The organism is Neisseria sp. HMSC078H04 (genome assembly GCF_001838135.1).
Classification (GTDB): Bacteria; Pseudomonadota; Gammaproteobacteria; order Burkholderiales; family Neisseriaceae; genus Neisseria.
This window is the reverse complement of the sequence record NZ_KV835852.1, coordinates 280517-298836: the sequence shown is the minus strand read 5'-3', so window position 1 is coordinate 298836 and position 18320 is coordinate 280517. Positions and strand designations below refer to the sequence as shown.

11 protein-coding genes, 1 tRNA gene and 1 pseudogene are annotated in these 18320 nt (G+C 49.1%); 5 read left to right on the top strand and 8 right to left on the bottom strand.

The features are described from left to right. Positions 1-85: 85 nt before the first annotated feature. The 4 genes from HMPREF2560_RS10115 to HMPREF2560_RS10100 all read right to left on the bottom strand — a co-directional run bounded on the left by HMPREF2560_RS10115 (position 86) and on the right by HMPREF2560_RS10100 (position 9998). A complete protein-coding gene (locus tag HMPREF2560_RS10115; RefSeq protein ID WP_070607799.1) occupies positions 86-2566 on the bottom strand; it encodes a glycogen/starch/alpha-glucan phosphorylase in 2481 nt (826 codons plus the stop codon). A gap of 314 nt (positions 2567-2880) precedes the next feature. Next, the gene (glgX, locus tag HMPREF2560_RS10110) at positions 2881-4866 is read right to left on the bottom strand and encodes a glycogen debranching protein GlgX (RefSeq protein WP_070873859.1); all 1986 of its coding nucleotides are present in this window, start codon (positions 4864-4866) and stop codon (positions 2881-2883) included. Between the two features lie 145 nt (positions 4867-5011). Then, on the bottom strand, positions 5012-9298 hold the full coding sequence (gene glgB / locus HMPREF2560_RS10105) for a 1,4-alpha-glucan branching protein GlgB (RefSeq protein ID WP_049335546.1): 4287 nt from the start codon (positions 9296-9298) through the stop codon (positions 5012-5014). 217 nt (positions 9299-9515) lie between these two features. Further along, positions 9516-9998 carry an FKBP-type peptidyl-prolyl cis-trans isomerase gene (locus HMPREF2560_RS10100; protein WP_003683125.1) on the bottom strand — a complete coding sequence of 161 codons (483 nt, stop codon included), beginning with the start codon at positions 9996-9998 and terminating at the stop codon, positions 9516-9518. 509 nt (positions 9999-10507) lie between these two features. Here HMPREF2560_RS10100 and HMPREF2560_RS10095 point away from each other — a divergent pair. Continuing rightward, entirely contained in the window at positions 10508-10750 is a 243-nt protein-coding gene (locus HMPREF2560_RS10095; RefSeq protein ID WP_070588359.1) for a hypothetical protein, read from the top strand. 95 nt (positions 10751-10845) lie between these two features. Beyond that, a complete protein-coding gene (locus HMPREF2560_RS10090; RefSeq protein WP_070873858.1) occupies positions 10846-12219 on the top strand; it encodes an FAD-binding oxidoreductase in 1374 nt (457 codons plus the stop codon). 54 nt (positions 12220-12273) lie between these two features. On the opposite strand, the gene HMPREF2560_RS10085 is transcribed toward HMPREF2560_RS10090, so the two are convergent. Together HMPREF2560_RS10085 and HMPREF2560_RS10080 are read right to left on the bottom strand one after the other, a co-directional pair. Then, positions 12274-13104 (bottom strand): symmetrical bis(5'-nucleosyl)-tetraphosphatase, encoded by an 831-nt coding sequence (locus HMPREF2560_RS10085; protein WP_070873857.1) that lies wholly within the window; start codon positions 13102-13104, stop codon positions 12274-12276. Between the two features lie 69 nt (positions 13105-13173). Next, positions 13174-13563, bottom strand: coding sequence for a RidA family protein (locus HMPREF2560_RS10080; RefSeq protein WP_003746001.1), 390 nt, complete (start codon positions 13561-13563; stop codon positions 13174-13176). A 170-nt stretch (positions 13564-13733) separates the two neighbouring features. Between HMPREF2560_RS10080 and yaaA the strand changes: the two genes are divergently transcribed. Both yaaA and HMPREF2560_RS10070 read left to right on the top strand, forming a co-directional pair. Further along, positions 13734-14513, top strand: coding sequence for a peroxide stress protein YaaA (gene yaaA, locus HMPREF2560_RS10075; RefSeq protein ID WP_070873869.1), 780 nt, complete (start codon positions 13734-13736; stop codon positions 14511-14513). Between the two features lie 79 nt (positions 14514-14592). Then, positions 14593-14683 (top strand) — tRNA-Ser (locus HMPREF2560_RS10070). Between the two features lie 246 nt (positions 14684-14929). On the opposite strand, the pseudogene HMPREF2560_RS11500 reads toward HMPREF2560_RS10070, so the two are convergent. Further along, positions 14930-15140 (bottom strand): annotated as a pseudogene (locus HMPREF2560_RS11500) (IS30 family transposase); the annotation flags it as partial. 195 nt (positions 15141-15335) lie between these two features. Between HMPREF2560_RS11500 and HMPREF2560_RS10060 the strand changes: the two are divergent. Then, complete coding sequence (locus HMPREF2560_RS10060) at positions 15336-16631, top strand: O-acetylhomoserine aminocarboxypropyltransferase/cysteine synthase family protein (RefSeq protein WP_070873855.1); 1296 nt, start codon at positions 15336-15338, stop codon at positions 16629-16631. An 84-nt stretch (positions 16632-16715) separates the two neighbouring features. Here the strand turns inward: HMPREF2560_RS10060 and HMPREF2560_RS10055 are convergent, their stop codons facing one another. After that, entirely contained in the window at positions 16716-18320 is a 1605-nt protein-coding gene (locus HMPREF2560_RS10055; RefSeq protein ID WP_070873854.1) for an ABC transporter ATP-binding protein, read from the bottom strand.

The following is an 18320-nucleotide window of genomic DNA, read 5'->3' as shown; positions in this document are numbered from 1 at the left end:
CTGTTTTACTCCTTTCTATATCATGCCGTCTGAAAAAAGCCGATACACCTTTCCGATGTATCGGCTTTCGCTATCTGCTCAACGCTTAATTCTTGCCGGGCAATTCTTTTTCGCTCAATGGTTCGATGTACCAAATATCGCGACAGTAGTCGGCGATGGAGCGGTCGGATGAGAAGAAGCCCATGTTGGCGATGTTGATCAAGGCTGATTTACGCCATGCGGATACGTTGCGGTAGTGTTCGTCCGCTTTGTATTGCGTGTCGATGTAGCTGCGGAAATCGGCCATCAGTTGATAGAAGTCGCCGTATGGTTGCAACACGTCGTTGTAGCGGTTTGGCTCTTCCGGAGAGAAAGTGCCTTGGCTGATTTGGTTGACGACGCGGCGTAGATCGCTGTCTCGCTCGATATAGCTCAACGGGTCGTAACCATTGCGGCGGATTTCTTCGACTTGCTCGACGGTGTTACCAAAGATATAGCAGTTGTCCGCGCCGACTTTTTCCAAAATCTCAACGTTCGCGCCGTCCAGTGTACCCATGCAGAGCGCGCCGTTAAGGGCGAATTTCATGTTGCTGGTACCGGATGCCTCGGTACCTGCCAGTGAGATTTGTTCGTGCAAATCAGCGGCTGGGATGATGATTTGGGCGAGGCTGACGCTGTAGTTCGGGATGAACACAACTTTAATCAAGTCGCGGATACGGGTGTCGTTGTTGATAACTTTGGCGACGTCATTAATCAGTCGGATGATTTTCTTCGCCATGTAATAAGCGGATGCGGCTTTACCGGCAAAGATGAACACGCGCGGCTGCCAATCGAAATCCGGGTTCTCCAGGATTTTGTTGTAGCGGTCGACGATGTGCATCACGTTCAATGCTTGACGTTTGTACTCGTGGATACGTTTGATTTGGATATCGAAAAGTGCATCGGTATTAACTTTGATGCCCAGCTCGGTTTCGATGTATTTGGCAAGGCGCTCTTTGGCGGCTTTTTTCACTTCGCCGAATTCTGCCTGTACGGAGGCATCGTCCACTTTGTCGTTGAGCTTGGTCAAGTTGTCCAAATGCAGACGCCAGTCTTCGTCGCCCAGATGTTTGTCCAAGAATTTGGTCAGGCCCGGGTTGGCGATGTTGATCCAGCGGCGCGGGGTTACGCCGTTGGTTACGTTGGTAAAGCGTTCTGGGAACACTTTGGCAAAGTCGGCGAAGATGGATGTGGTCATCAAATCGGAGTGGATTTTGGCCACGCCGTTGACTTTGTGCGAACCGATCACGGCAAGCCATGCCATGCGGACGCGACGGCCGTGGGTTTCGTCAATAATGGATACGCGGCGGACAAAGTCATCGTCGAAGTTGCCGATGGCGCGTAAGGCATTGAGGAAGTAGGCGTTGATCTCAAAGATGATGTCCAAGTGGCGCGGCAGCAGACGGCCCATCAGGTCAACCTGCCAAGTTTCCAAGGCTTCGCTCATCAATGTGTGGTTGGTGTAAGAGAAAATCTTACAGCACATATTCCAGGCTTCAGTCCATGCAATGCCCTCTTCGTCAATCAGGATACGCATCAATTCTGGAATAGCGAGCACCGGATGGGTGTCGTTCAAGTGAATGGCGACTTCGTCTGCCAAAGTGTGGATGCTTGGGAAACGGCATTTGTGGCGGGCGACAATGTCTTGAACGGAAGCGGAAACCAAGAAGTATTCTTGCTTCAGGCGCAATTCGCGGCCGGAGTCGGTAGAGTCGTTCGGATACAGGACGCGTGAGATGTTTTCGTCGCTGTTTTGTGCGCGAACGGCAGAGGCATAGTCGCCTCGGTTGAAGTCGGCAAGGTCGAACAGATTGCCTGCGTGTGCAGTCCACAAGCGCAATGGGTTGGCACATTCGCCGCCATAGCCAGGAATGATTTCATCGTATGCCCAGGCGGAAATTTCTTCGCTCGGCTGCCATTCTTTTTTGTCGCCCAAGTTCAACACGTGACCGCCGAAACGGACGGAATATTGTTTGTTCGGACGGGCAAATTGCCATGCCAAATCTTGGTCGAGCCACAAATCGGGTTTTTCAACTTGTTGGCCATCCACGATTTCTTGTTTGAACATACCGTATTGGTAACGGATACCGTAGCCCATGGCCGGAATGCGCAGGGTTGCCAAAGAGTCGAGGAAGCAGGCGGCCAGACGGCCCAAACCGCCGTTACCCAAACCCGGATCTTCTTCTTGTTCGCAGACATCGGCAAATTCTTTGCCCAGTTGCTTGAAGGCTTCTTCAAATTCGGCGTAAACGCCTTCGTTAATCAGCGCGTTGACAAACGAACGTCCGAGCAGGAATTCCATAGACAGGTAATAAACCATGCGTTTGCTGTTGTCGATGTGGGCACGGCGTGTTTTAAGGAAATCTTCCGCAATCAGGTCACGCGCGGCAAGCATGGCGGCGTTGAGCCATTGGTGTGAAGTTGCCTCCTTCGGATCTACGCCCAAGATGAAAATCAGCTTGTAAACGATGGATTTACGGATGGTTTCGGCGTCCGGTTTAGGCATTACATAATCGTAACCGGAGATGGGGAGTTTTTTCTTAGCCATGGAAGCCTTTCTCTAGCGTGAGGCACTGGACAACGCGCCTGATGGTTTTATTAAAAACAACGAAACTCGGTTTTCAGACGGCCTGACAACAGCAACAGGCCGTCTGAAAGGAATGGTGCGTAGATTTGTTACAAACCAAGGAGATTATAGCGGAAAGATTCAAAAAAAGGATATATTTTTCTTTATAAAACATTTAATTAACAATTAAACCATTCATCATCTTATTGGCATTTTCAATTTATACCACTAAGCTACAAATCAGAAAATACTGACAAAATATCAAAGAGTTAATCAACCAATAGTTTAATTCTCATTTAATTTGTTTTATGTAAAATCCAAATCCCCATATGCTCAACAACACATTTCCCAGCCTCTTCGTAATTAAATTTCTCAGATGGTACGCAAGAAATTTCCCAATTGCCTTGAGGCAGGTTAAATAACTGACGACTACGTTTGGCATTGACCAACAGCAGCCATTCATCGTCCAAAACAACCTGAATCGCCTTACTGCCCCTGTTGTGCCAACAATATTCGGTCATCGGGCTGCTATCGGCATTGAGCCATTGCACACGCTCTTTTTCCCACCAGCAATCATCTGTCAGCAGCTTGATTTGGCTGCGTACGCGTATTAGCGCTTGAGTGTAATTTTGTAACTCATGAGGCTCATTTTGCCAATCCAACCATGTAATCGGATTATCTTGGCAGTAGCTGTTGTTGTTGCCTTGCTGACTGTTGCCGAACTCATCGCCCGCCAAAAGCATGGGCGTACCGTTGGATAAAAACAAGGAGGCAAGCAGCGCTTTGGAGGTGTATTCGCGGTTGAGCAAAACCTCTTCATCATCGGTTTCGCCTTCTACGCCGTGGTTGTAGCTGATGTTTTCATTATGCCCGTCGCGGTTGTTTTCGCCGTTGGCTTCGTTGTGTTTTTCGTTATAGCTGACCAAATCGCGCAGAGTGAAGCCGTCGTGTGCAGTGATGAAGTTAATGCTGGCGGACGGGTGGCGGCCGCTGTGGTTGAAAATATCGGACGACCCGGCCAAGCGTTCGGCAAATGCGCCCAAATTGCCGCTTTCCCATGACCAAAACGCGCGCATGTCATCGCGGAAACGGCCGTTCCATTCGGCAAAAGGTTGCGGGAAATTGCCCAAGTGATAGCCGCCCTCGCCGATGTCCCATGCTTCGACAATCAGCTTCAAACCGGCCAACACAGGATCTTGATACAGGACTTGGAAAAAACGGCCGTACGATTGGAAATCGGGTTCACGTCCCAATACGGTTCCTAAATCGAAACGAAAGCCGTCGATATGAAACTCTTCAGCCCAATAGCGCAGGCTGTCTGCCGCCCAACGGGTAACGTCGCGCCGGACAATATTGAGCGTATTGCCGCAACCCGACCAGTTTTCATAATTGCCGTAAGGGGTGTGCCAATACCATAAGGTGTTGTCGATACCGCGCTGACACAGCATCGGGCCTTTGTCGTCCTGCTCGGCCGTGTGGTTGTACACAACATCTAAAATCACTTCCAAACCTGCCTGATGCAGGGCTTTGACCGCTTGTTTAAATTCTGCCGCCGCACGTTCGGGAATGTCGGCATAAGACGGCTCAACGGCAAAATGGGAATAAGTGTTGTAGCCCCAATAATTGCTCAAGCCCATCTGCTGAAGATGGTATTCATCCAGATGAAAATGAATCGGCAGCAGCTCGACCGTCGTTACCCCCAATTCTTGCAAATAGGCCAAAACCCGTTTATCGCACAAGGCTTTATAAGTGCCTGCATACTTCAAATCAGGGAATTGCTTGGTCAACCCTTTGACATGGGCTTCATAAATAACGGTTTTACCCCACGGTATTTCCGGACGGCAATCTTTGGCCCAATTAAATCGGCTGCGTCCGACCACGACGCTTTTGGGTGCAACGGTGGCATTGTCGCGTTCATCTTCCGGCCTGAACCATGCCATTTCTTCGGCGTTACGGTAGCTTGGTTTGCCGTCAATTTTTTTGGAATACGGGTCAATCAGCAATTTGTTGGGATTAAAACATGAGCCGTATTCTGCGTTTTCACGTCCATACACGCGAAAACCGTATCGCTGCCCCGCCTTAACGTCCGGCACAAATCCGTAAAATACCGAACCGCGCCGCGAAGGCATCTCCAAACGGGTTTCTTTATCCTTATCAAACAGACACAATTCGACCTTTTCGGCATTGATGGAAAACAAAGTAAAATTTGCACCCTTACTTGTCAGGGTCGTGCCCATAGGATAAGGCTTGCCTTCCTCGATATGCCATGATTTGGCAGACATAGAATGATTCCTTGGTATGTATTTGGTTTCGTGTCCAATATAAGGCCGTCTGAAAATCTTTCAGACGGCCTTGAGTCATATTGATATCACTATCTTTTAATTTTCAGCTGATTGGGCAGGCATAATGCCCACCCTCAAAGTTGATTTACGCTTCTTCTTTGACTGCCGCCTGATACAGGTACACGGTTGCCAACGGCGGTACGGTAACAGACAAGGAATTTGGTTTGCCATGCGACCAAACTTCTTCTGTCTCCACCGTTGCGCCGGCAGAAACGCCGCTACCTTTGTAATGCAGGTCGTCTGAATTGAGGATTTCGCGGTATTCGCCGGCAGAGTTCACGCCGAAACGGTAGCCTTCGCGTACTACTGGCGTGAAGTTGCTAATAACGATAACGCGGTTGCCTTCGCGGTCGCGTCGCTCGAAAACGAATACGGAATTGTCGCCGTCATCTGCAACCAGCCACTCAAAGCCTTCAGGCCATTGGTCTAATTGGTAAAGCGGCGCAGTGTCTTTATAGACATGGTTCAACTCGCGCACAAAGTCTTGCACGCCTTTGTGCCAGCCGCCCTCTTGCTCCAGCAGGAACCAATCCAGTCCTTCGTTGTAGTTCCACTCGCGACCTTGTGCAAACTCGCTGCCCATAAACAAAAGTTTTTTGCCGGGGAAGCCGTACATAAAGCCGTAGTAGGCGCGCAGGTTGGCAAATTGTTGCCAGCAGTCGCCGGGCATCCGTCCGAGCAGCGAGCGTTTGCCGTGCACGACTTCATCGTGTGAAAGTGGCAGGACGAAGTTTTCGCTGTACTGGTACATCATGCCGAAGGTCATTTTGTTGTGGTGATATTTGCGGTTGATGGGGTCTTCCATCATGTAACGCAAGGTATCGTTCATCCAGCCCATATTCCATTTGAAGCTGAAGTTCAAACCTTCTTGACGGGTTACATTGGCGAATGAAGTAGACTCTTCAGCAATTTCAGTCGCAGCCGGAACTTCCTCTTTCAACATGGTGTTGGTATCGCGCAGGAAAGCGATGGCTTCAAGGTTTTCATGGCCGCCGTATTGGTTCGGAATCCACTCGCCATCTTTGCGCGAATAGTTGCGGTAAATCATCGAAGCCACCGCGTCAACGCGGATACCGTCAAAGCCAAAACGTTCTATCCAATACAAAGCATTGCCTTGCAGGAAGTTTTTCACTTCGTTTCTGCCGAAGTTGTAAATCAAAGTGTTCCAGTCTTGATGATAGCCTTCGCGCGGATCGGCGTGTTCATACAGCGCGGTGCCGTCGAATTTGGCAAGCCCGTGGTCATCGGTTGGGAAGTGTCCGACCACCCAGTCGAGGATAACGCTGATACCCTCGTCGTGCGCGGCTTTAATCAGGGCGCGCAATTCTTCCGGAGAACCGAAACGGCTGGTCGGCGCATACAAACCGGTTGCCTGATAGCCCCATGAGCCGTCAAACGGATATTCGGAAACAGGCAGAAATTCAATATGGGTAAAGCCCATGTCTTTGACGTATGCGACCAATTCTTTGGCAAGCTCTTCGTAAGTCAGCCAAAAGTTGTTTTCCGGATTGCGTTTCCACGAACCCAAATGCACTTCATAAATGCTGATCGGCGCATCAATGGCGTTGGCACGGGCGCGGAAGGCCGGTTCTTCCACTTCGTCAGGCAAACCACGCACGATAGATGCCGTGGTCGGACGCAGTTCCGCACCGAAGGCATACGGGTCGGCTTTTTCGCGTACATTACCGTTGGCATCGCGGATTTCAAATTTGTATAGGGCATTGAGTTTGACAGCAGGGATGAAGATGTCCCAAATGCCGTTGTCACGGTGGAAACGCATCACATGGCGACGGCCGTCCCAGTTGTTGAACTCGCCGATGACGGAAACGCGTTGCGCATTTGGCGCCCATACGGCAAAGCGTACGCCCTTCACGCCGTCCAACTCGGCAAAATGCGCGCCTAAAGTCTCATAAGGACGCAGGTGTTTACCTTCGGCCAACAGCCAGGAATCCATGTCTTGCAACGCAGAACTGAAATGATAAGGGTCTTCTTCAATCACTGGCTCGGTGTCTTCGGTGTAACGGATACGTAAAGCGTAATCGGGCGCATCATCGGGCAAAACGGCCACAAAGAAACCGCGTTCATCAATTTTTTCAGACGGCACGATGAGTTCGCCGCTGCGGCGGTTCACGATATCCACGCTTACTGCGCCGGGAATCAAAACGCGCACTACTTCATCGCCCTCTGCAAGGCGGTGTCGTCCCAGATAAGCGAACACATCGCTATGGGTGGCAAGAAACAGGCTTTCGACCGTATCGCGCTCGATTTGGTCAAGTTCATGATAAGCCTTGATTTGGCTGTTTGTTTTCATGCGTACCTCGTCAATAATGGCAAGTTGGCCGCCCATGAGGCGGTGTTGTAGGAAATCTTCCAAAGAAACCGGCATTTTTTGCGCCCAGTTCGGATAGCCTTCGGTTACACCCGGGACATTCAGATTGTCGATGACGCCCAGTAGGTTTTCCAGTTGTACGGCGTAAAGCTTGCTGCGGCTCAATGCGCCGTATTTGTGCAAAGCCGCCAGCAAGGTTTCATCGGCTTTTGCCGGCATTTGTACGTCTGCACCCAGACAGCCGGTTTCTTTCAATTTGTCCAGCAAATCGGCTTTATCGTGTTCGCGCTCATCCAAGGCCGTCTGAAAAGCGGCTGCATCAGGCAAAGTACCGAGTTTGAACATCGTATCCAAATCTTTGCCTATCCAATAACCTGCCAAGGGTGCGACATCGTGGGTACTGATGACCGTAATCGCCTGCTCGGGGTATTCGTCAGGTAATTGAAAACCGTTCCAGCCCTTGCTGAAATACATCACTTTGTAGGAGAACACTTGATAGCGGTTGAGCAGATAACGCGCTTGATCGGGTACCGTCCCCAAATCCTCGCCGATAATGACGCAACGGTTGCGCTGGCTTTCCAATGCCAAAATGGCAAAAGTCACTTCGGCATCGTAATGCACATATGCGCCGAAATCTGCTGTTTTATCCTTTAAAACCCACCACAAACGACACAATGCCATCACATGGTCAATCCGCAACACGCCATACAGACGCATATTTTCGCGCAACAGATGGGCAAACTTTTCATAGCCCGTATGCTTCAACATCGACGGATTAAGCGGCGGCAAATCCCAATTCTGCCCTGTCGGCCCTAAAGGATCGGGCGGCGCACCGACCGATACGTCCATACAATAATCTTGGCGGTTTAACCAAGTATCCGCGCTACCTCGCGCCACGCCGACCGCTAAATCGCCGTAAATGCCGAGTTTGACACCGTATTCGGCAGCGGCTTGGTTAACTTCTTGCAATTGCTCCGCGCAAAGCCATTGCAGCCACATATAAAAACGGATTTCCCGCTCATGACTGCGCTCGAATTTTTCTACTGCTTCGCCATCAGGTTGATGAAATTCAGACGGCCATGACTGCCAACCCACTTGTCCAGGACGGCTGTAATACTGGTCCAAAGCCTCAAACAAACCGAAGCCCTGTAAGGCTTTGCCTTTTTCCATCACAAACGATTCAAATGCAGCACGCTCATTTTCCGCGGCTTCACAAGTATCTTGTTCAAATGCATTAAACGCCATTTGCAGCGCATCACGTTTGCATGCCCAAACCGCGGTATAAGTCACCGTTTCCGTGATACGCAAAGCAGCGATGCGCTGACGGATTTTCGGTTGCGCCAGCCAGTTTTTCAGTTGCTCGTTATAAGTAAACGCCCCGACTTTCTCTATATCCAAATAAATCGGATTGAGCCATTCGCGCGAAGAAGGGCTATACGGGCTGGCAAAGGCAGGCTTGCTGGTAAACAAGGCGTGCAAAGGGTTGATACCGACAAAATCCAGCTTTTTCTCTGCAGCATATTTCATCAGGTTCAGCAAATCGGTAAAGTCGCCTATGCCCCAGTTGCGCTCGGAACGCAGGCTGTACAAATGCATGGTCAAACCATTCATCCGTCCGCCATTGGCAAGCAGTTTGGGTTGATAAACCGATTCAGGCGCAACAATCAGGCGTACAAGGCGACATTTGCCGCCGGTCTCGGCCGACAAAGTGTAATAACCGCAAGCCAGTTGGGGCAGCTTAATCCAAAGCGTATCGTTGTCGCCCAGATACAAAGTCAAGGTCTGGCACTCATCCGCCTCATCAATCAATACGACCGCTTCCGCACCATGAAATTCAGACGGCATCTGTAAAGATTCTTCGCCATTTTCATGCGCAACCATCGTATTCAAATAAAGGCCATCTGAATCCGGTTTGCTTTTATCCAAAACAGCAACAATCGATTCCAAAACTTCCGTTTTGGTCACACGATAAGTGCCGTTGATGTCGTGATAACCTAAATCAATACCGGCCTGTACCGCCTGCTGCTCCAATGTTTCACTCATTGTATTCTGCCTGTTTTACCAATATCAGAATCTTAATACAGATTCTGCCGCACCGTGATATGTAATTCATTGTAGTATCAAACAAACCCCATATTTCCCCGCTTGATTTGACCTGAGCCAAAATTTCCTATTTATCTGTCTTGTAAAAACTTAAAGGCCGTCTGAAAAGGAAGGTTTCATTCCTTTTCAGACGGCCTTCATCATGCTTCAAGCCTGATTAGTGGTGGTGATGACCGTGCGGGCCATGTACGTGACCGTGGGCAATTTCTTCCTCAGTCGCATCGCGTACACCTTCAACGGTCGCTTTGAACAATACTTTCATACCGGCCAAAGGATGGTTGCCGTCTACTACGGCTTTACCGTCGGCAACATCGGTTACACGATAAATCAATACATCGCCTGTTTCCGGATCATCGGCTTCAAACATCATGCCGACTTCAACTTCAACAGGAAATACGCTTACATCTTCAATGCGCACCAACTCAGGATCTTGCTCGCCGAAAGCATCATCGGGCGACAAAGCCACTTCGACGGTATCGCCTACATTTTTGCCGTGCAACGCTTCTTCCACCAAAGGGAAAATACCGTCATAACCGCCATGCAAGTAAGCAATCGGCTCTTCGGTTTTGTCCAACAACTGGTTGTTTGCATCGTACATTTCATAATGCAGGGAAACTACGGAATTTTTAACAATAGACATCATGTCGTCCTTAATCAATATTTATAAAGTCAAGTTCAGGCTATTCTATCACAGCTGTAACTAAACAATCGGTTTACCTTAAACAAATACTTTTAGCAAACACAACAAAACCGAAAAAGTCCATATAAAAAACAAAATCGAATGATTCCAATCCATAAAAGTTGCTTTTTCACAACACAAAGTTGCTAAATTACAAAAATTTCCCTAAACGCAAAAACATTCCAAACCCTTAAAACCTATAACAAATAAAAATACACAACTCATTGAATACAATGTATTTTTAAAATCTTCATTAATAATGAATATTTTTAGATGATTTTTCGCGCGCCAATATGATTTACATTATTTTCACTATTTTCGTATTGATTTTAGCCGGCAAACGGTTACGCAACGTTGCATTGACCTATCCCGTGGGGCATAATATTGAAAAATTCAGCAATGAATTTCTACTGTATAGGCCGTCTGACGGCTATTTTTAGTTTAAATCGATTTAAAAAAGGTTCTTAAAAATGAAAAAATCTCTGTTCGCTGCTGCTTTGTTGTCTTTAGCTTTGGCCGCTTGTGGCGGTGCTGATAAAGCTGCTGAAACTGCTGCTTCTGCCGCTTCTGCTGCTTCCGAAGCCGCTGCATCTGCTACTGAAGCTGCTGCATCTGCTACTGAAGCTGCCGCTTCTGCTGCTACCGAAGCTACTGAAGCTGCTGCATCTGCTACTGAAGCCGCTGCTTCTGCTGCTTCTGAAGCTGCTAAATAATATTCTTTTGAATATAAGAAAAGCAGGATACCATTGCGTATCCTGCTTTTTTACATTCCTCACACTCCCCTTCCCGACTTTTCCGCCTGACTGCCATGCACCTTCACGACCGTTTTGCAACGTTTCTTTCCGCCTCTGAAATCATCGAAGCCACTCCGGCCTTGTTAAACGACCAACGCCGCCGTTTTGTTTCTTCGCCGGATATTGTCTTACAGCCGAACTCTGTCGAAAGCGTGCAGAAAATCATGCGTTTCTGTTTTGAAAACCGCATCCGCGTCACCCCGCAAGGTGGCAATACCGGATTATGCGGCGCAACGGTAACCGCAGAAGGCGTACTGCTCAACCTCTCCAAGCTCAACCGCATCCGCGATATCAACCTTGCCGACAACAGCATGACGGTTGAGGCCGGCGTGATTTTACAAAATGCCCAAAAAGCGGCAGACAAAGCAGGACGACTGTTTCCGCTCAGCCTTGCCAGCGAAGGCTCTTGCCAAATCGGCGGCAATATCGCCTGTAATGCCGGCGGTTTGAATGTCTTGCGTTACGGCAGCATGCGTGATTTGGTATTGGGTTTGGAAGTCGTTTTACCCAACGGCGAACTGATTTCCCACCTTCAGCCCCTGCACAAAAACACAACCGGCTACGACTTGCGCCATCTTTTTATCGGCAGCGAAGGAACATTGGGCATCATTACCGCCGCCACACTCAAACTCTTTGCCCGGCCCAAAACCAAAGCGACCGCATGGGTAGGCCTAGATGATATTGAATCTGCCGTCTCGCTTTTGACCGCTGTGCAAGGCCATTTTGCCGAACGTTTGACCAGCTTCGAGCTGATCAGCCGCTTTGCCCTTGATTTATCTTCGGAATTCAGCCAACTCAAAAAGCCTGCCGATGCGGAATGGCATATTTTGATTGAACTTGCCGACTCTGTTCCCGACGCAGGTTTGGATGAAAAGCTTGCCGAATTTCTCTATCAAAACGGATGGGAAAACAGCATCTTGGCGCAATCCGAGCAAGAGCGCTCCGATTTATGGACCTTGCGTGAAAATATTTCCGCCTCCCAACGCAAACTCGGCACCAGCATCAAACACGACATCGCCGTCCCTATCGCCCAAGTAGCCGCTTTTGTCCGCCAATGCGCGCCTGCCTTGGAAACCCGTTTCCCCGGCATACAAATTGTCTGTTTCGGACATTTAGGCGACGGCAGCCTGCATTACAATACATTCCTACCCAACGTATTGAGCAACGAAGCCTACCAATACGAAGATGCCGTCAATACCATTGTTTATGAAAACATCCTTGCCTGCCACGGCACGATTGCTGCCGAACACGGCGTAGGCATCATCAAAAAACATTGGCTGCCCCGAGTGCGCACACAAGCCGAACTTGCTCTGATGCATGCCATCAAAAATCAGCTTGACCCTTATGGCATCATGAATCCGGGCAAACTCCTGCCTTCTTTGGATTAACCAATACAAAAAGGCCGTCTGAAACATTTCAGACGGCCTTTCATCTTATCCAAACTATTTCAATGCCGTTTTCCAGTCCAATCCGCCCAAAGACGGTACCTGTATTACTTCATTGGTATCCAAATTGACCGCTGTCAGCTCTCCGCCCCACAACGCGCCGGTATCCAAAGCAATTACTTGGTCTGTATTAACGTAGCCCAACGACGACCAATGCCCGAACACGGTAATATAATCCAAATTCTGCCTATCAGGTGCTTTAAACCAAGGGCGCAGGTAAAGCGGCATTTTCTTCAAAGTGGATTTATATTCGTAATCCAATTCGCCTTTGTACGTCAGCGCACGCATACGGGTAAAGACATTAACAATCATCCGTAGGCGCTCGTAGCCGGTCAAATCATCCGTCCACGCAGTCGGCTTGTTGCCGTACATTTTGCCAAAAAATTTCCTGTACTTTTTACCTTGCAATTCATCCTCGGCTTCACGGGCAAGGCTTTCGGCTTTATCAACCGACCATTGTGGCAAAATACCGGCATGCACCATCACATGCCTGTTACCGCGCACCAAAAGCGGTTGATGACGCAGCCAGTCCAATAAGGATTGACTCTCGGGATGGGACAAAATCGGCTCAACCGTATCGCTGCGCTTGAGCGTTCCTTCACCGCAACCGACGGCCAAAAGATGCAAATCATGATTACCCAAAACCATTTGCACACTACTGTCGTGCTCTTTAGCAAATTTCAAGGTTTCCAATGACTTCGGGCCGCGATTGACAATATCGCCGACCAGCCAAAGGGTGTCCGTACCATGATTAAAGCCGATTTTGGCAAGCAGCAAAGTCAGTTCGTCAAAGCAGCCTTGAATGTCTCCAATTGCGTAATGTGCCATTATTATTGTTTTCCGTTGTTATTATTTTCAGACGGCCTCAAGCCCAGCCCAGGCCGTCTGAAACATCAATTATGCATTTAAAACCAATACTGCTTCCGCCTCAACCTGAACGCCTTTAGGCAGGCTGGCCACACCAACCGCCGCGCGCGCAGGGAAAGGTTGTTCGATAAATTCAGCCATCACTTCATTAAACACGGCAAAGTTGGCTAAATCGGTCAAATAAGCATTGAGTTTGACGATATCGTTCAAAGAACCGCCGGCCGCTTCGGCTACGGCTTGCAGGTTTTTAAATACTTGCACTGCTTCGGCACGGAAATCACCATTACCAACCACAGTCATCGTGGCCGGATCCAAAGGAATCTGGCCGCTCATATAAACCGTATCGCCTGCGCGGACTGCTTGGCTGTATGCGCCAATTGCGGCAGGGGCTTTGTCGGTATGGATAATGGTTTTAGACATGATATTCTCCTCAAGTAGAAATGTCAGAAACAGGTGGAAGCTTCGAATTTTACTTTCAACAGAAATACGTTTCAATAAAAGCATTCAATTAATGCGTTTAGCCCGTCTTGTTCTTCCTCGATTTTAAACCTACAATCCCACACATTATTCATTTCAAAGCCGAAATTATTATGTTTTTTGTCTTATCCCCAGCCAAAAACCTCAACGAAAAAGACCCCTCCCCCGTCAGCAGCTTTACCCAGCCCGACCTTCTGCCCGAAGCAGAAATCCTGATGCAGGAATTGCGCAAACTTGCCCCTCAACAAATCGCCGAGCTGATGCACGTTTCCGACAAAATCGCCCTGCTCAACGCCGAACGCAATGCCGTATGGCACACGCCGTTTACACCTGAAAACGCCAAGCAGGCCGTATTTATGTTCAACGGCGACGTCTATGAAGGCATTGCCGCCGATACGCTCAAACCGGAGCAAATCGACTACCTGCAACAACACGTCCGCCTGCTCTCCGGCCTATACGGCGTACTGCGCCCGCTCGACTTGATGCAGCCCTACCGCTTGGAAATGGGCACGGCCTTTGCCAACTCGCGCGGTAAAAACCTCTACGAATTTTGGGGCGATAAAATTACCGATCTGCTCAACCAAACACTGAAGCAGGCCGGCAGCGACGTTTTAATCAACCTCGCCTCACAAGAATATTTCAAATCCGTCAACACCAAAAAACTCAACGCACGCCTGATTACGCCGATTTTTAAAGACGAGAAAAACGGCAAATACAAAATCATCAGCTTCTACGCCAAGCGTGCACGCGGTTTGATGGTGCGCTACGCGGCAGAACACGGCATTACCGAGCCTGAAATGCTCAAAAATTTCGACTACGAGGGCTATTCATTCAATGAGGCAGCTTCAAACGAAGCCGAATGGGTATTCATGCGTGAAGAACAATCCAAATAAAAACAAAATACTAGATATTTTCCCTAAAATACTACTTGGCAAAGGCCGTAAGTTCCATTAATATTACGACTTCAAGAACGGAAGCGTGGCAGAGCGGTTTAATGCAACGGTCTTGAAAACCGTCGAGGGTTGATAGCCCTCCGTGAGTTCGAATCTCACCGCTTCCGCCATTCTTGATATTTTTTTATCTAATGAAAAATGAAATGAGAGACTTGATGATTCAAGTCTTTTTTTATTTTCAAATCCAAAGAATCCCGTAAAGACCGTCTGAAACTTTCTATAACTCAGTTTCAGACGGCCTAATACCTTTAAAATTCCCCCAAATCCCTAAAGTCCTACCCAGACATTTAGAGACTTGGGGGACTTTTGCGAAGGTCTCCGCTTTTCTAATCTTTGCCGTCAATGGCATCAGCCTACCCATCACCAATGCGGAATTTTCTCTCAACCATGCTGGGCTTTTCCTATGCCGACGCAATTGTGCATTTTGCTTCAGGTCTGTGTGCCGCCGTATCGTTTGCGATAGGGTTTGCTGCATATTTCGAGATATTACCACAGAGTACCGCCGTTGCTTTTATCTTGGAGAAGGTCGCGGTAAACGGTATTGTGATGGGGTGTCATTCGATGATGGTGTGGTGGCAGGACAGGTCTTGAATGTGGTATCGTTCTTCTTGGGTCAGTTGCGTGTCGCTCAGGGTAATCTTTCTTGTAGGAAAGGCTGTATGCTGCTGCATACCGAACTTTTCCGTTATGGAAAGTTTGCCCTTCAAATCCGAATCTGCTGGCCTCTATTTATCATTATTTAATCGCTACAAGGATATTTAAATGAAACGGGAAACCATTGCCCTGCATGCAGGCTATCAATCCGAACCGACTACCAAATCCGCTGCCGTCCCCATTTACCAAACCACTTCATACACTTTCGACAACACGCAACACGGCGCAGACTTGTTCAACCTTGATGTAGCGGGCAATATCTACACCCGTATCATGAATCCGACCACTGCCGTTTTGGAAGAACGCGTTGCCCGTTTAGAAGGCGGTATCGCCGCATTGGCTGTCGCCAGCGGTATGGCTGCAATTACCTATGCCGTTCAAACCTTGGTTGAAGCAGGCGACAACATCATCGCAACCAAAACGCTCTACGGCGGCACTTACAATTTCTTTGCCCACAGCCTGCTGCGCCAAGGCATTGAAGTACGCTTTATCGATCCGGCCAAACCCGAAGAAATCGCCGCCAATACCGACAGCCGTACCAAACTGGTGTATTGCGAATCTATCGGCAATCCCGCCATCAATGTCGTTGATATTCCAGCATTCGCCCAAGCCGCGCACGCTCAAGGGCTGCCACTGATGGTGGACAACACAGTCGCTACGCCCACATTGTTCCGCCCCATCGAGCATGGCGCCGACATCGTTATCCAATCCCTGACCAAATATATCGGTGGTCACGGTACAACGATTGGCGGTGCCATTATCGACGGCGGCAAATTCCAATGGGCAGGCAATCCGCGTTTTGAAAAAACCTTCAATCAGCCTGATCCGTCTTACCACGGCGTAAACTACTCCGAACATTTTGGTGCGGCCGCCTATATCGCCCGTGCCCGTGTCGTCCCATTGCGTAACACCGGTGCCGCCCTGTCTCCGCACAGCGCATTTTTACTGCTTCAAGGTTTGGAAACCCTCGCCCTGCGTATGGAACGTCATTGCGAAAACGCCCTAAAAGTAGCCGAATTCTTAAAGAAACATCCGCAGGTCGAATGGGTGAACTATCCTGCCCTGCCCGACAGTCCGTATAAAGCCTTGATTGACCGAGACTACGGCGGAAAAGCCTCAGGTTTGCTGAGTTTCGGTATTAAAGGCGGTCGTGAAGCTGGCGCGAAGTTCATTGACGCACTGCAACTCTTCCTGCGCTTGGTGAATATCGGCGATGCCAAATCGCTGGCTACCCATCCCGCTACAACGACTCACCGTCAGCTTGACGATGCAGAACTCGCCGCAGCAGGTGTCAGCCCCGACATGGTACGCCTGAGCGTGGGTATCGAGCATATCGACGATTTGCTTGCCGACTTGGCACAGGCATTGGATGCCGCACAGGCATTGGATGCCGCACAGGCATAGGCAACAGTAGCGCTAATTAAATGAAAAAAGCCTCCGCTTAAAAAGGCCGTCTGAAAATCTCTTTTCAGACGGCCTTTTCCTTTTCTACAAATCAAACGCGGCGTTAATCAAACGTTTGGTGTAGTCGTTTTGCGGATGGTGGAAAATTTGATCTGCGCTGCCGTACTCGACCATTTCGCCCTGCTTCATCACAATCACGTTGTCGCTGACGGCGCGCACGACAGACAAATCATGACTGATGAACATATAAGTCAGGCCATATTTCTTTTGCAAATCGCGCAAAAGTTCGACCACTTTGGATTGTACGGAACGGTCAAGTGCAGAAGTCGGCTCGTCCAAAAGGATGAATTTCGGGCGCAGGATAACGGCGCGTGCAATGGCGATACGCTGACGCTGGCCGCCGGAAAATTCGTGCGGATAACGGTTGAGCGCGTCAAGCGGCAGGGACACTTCCTTCATGACTTCCAAAACGCGCTGGATGCGTTCTTTTTTGGTCATTTCAGGATGATGAACCGTCAAACCTTCGCCGATAATTTCGCCAACGGTCAGACGTGGGGAAAGCGAACCAAACGGGTCTTGGAACACAATTTGCCGTTGCGATTTCAGACGGCGTGCTTCTTCGGCGGTATAGTTTTTCAGGTCTTTGCCTTCAAAGGAAATATTGCCGGTATAAGGCAGCATCTGCATGACGGCTTTGCCTAGTGTGGATTTGCCGGAACCGGACTCGCCGACGACGCCCAATGTTTCGCCTTCTTTAATTTTGAGGCTGATGCCTTTGACGGCGTCAAAAGTTTTGAGCGGTTTGCCGAAAAAGTTTTGCTTCAATACGAAAGAAACATGGACATTATCGGCTTCGATTAACACACCGGCGTTGTTTTCTTCCGGCTCTTTCATGCCTTTGGGAATGGCATTGATGAGTTCGGCGGTATATTCGTGTTTTGGATGGGCAAATACTTCTTTGATTTTGCCACGTTCGACAATTTCGCCGTTGCGCATGACGCAGACGGTTTTGGAATAGTGTTCCGCCAAACCCAAATCGTGGGTAATGAAGATAATCGCCATGCCCATTTGCTGTTGCAAGTCGTGGAGCAAATCGAGAATCTCGGCTTGAATGGTCACATCCAAAGCGGTGGTCGGCTCATCGGCAATCAGCAGGTCGGGTTCGTTAATGAGCGCCATGGCAATCATGATGCGTTGCAGCTGACCGCCGGAAAACTCGTGCGGATATTGCTTCATGCGGCGTTCGGCTTCTTTGATGCCAACCCGTTGCAGCAATGCCAATGCCTTCTGCCCTGCTTCTTTTTTGCCGAGCTTTTTATTGTGTACCCGCGCTGCTTCAATCAGCTGCGTACCGATACGCATAAACGGATTGAGGGAAGTCATCGGCTCTTGGAAAATCACGCTGATGCGGTTACCGCGCAAATCGCGCAGGGTTTTCTCATCGGCGTCCAAAATGGAAATGCCGTCAAACGTAATGCGCGAATCTTTGCTGTATCGGGCAAATTTTTCAGGCAGCAGGCGCATGATGGACATGGACGTTACCGACTTGCCCGAACCGGATTCGCCGACCAAAGCCAATGTTTCGCCCTCTGCCACTTTAAAGCTGACATTACGCACGGCGTGCACGGTTTTCTCATGCAGTTCGAAATTGATGTCCAGATTTTCTACAACCAGTAACTGTTTTGTCAT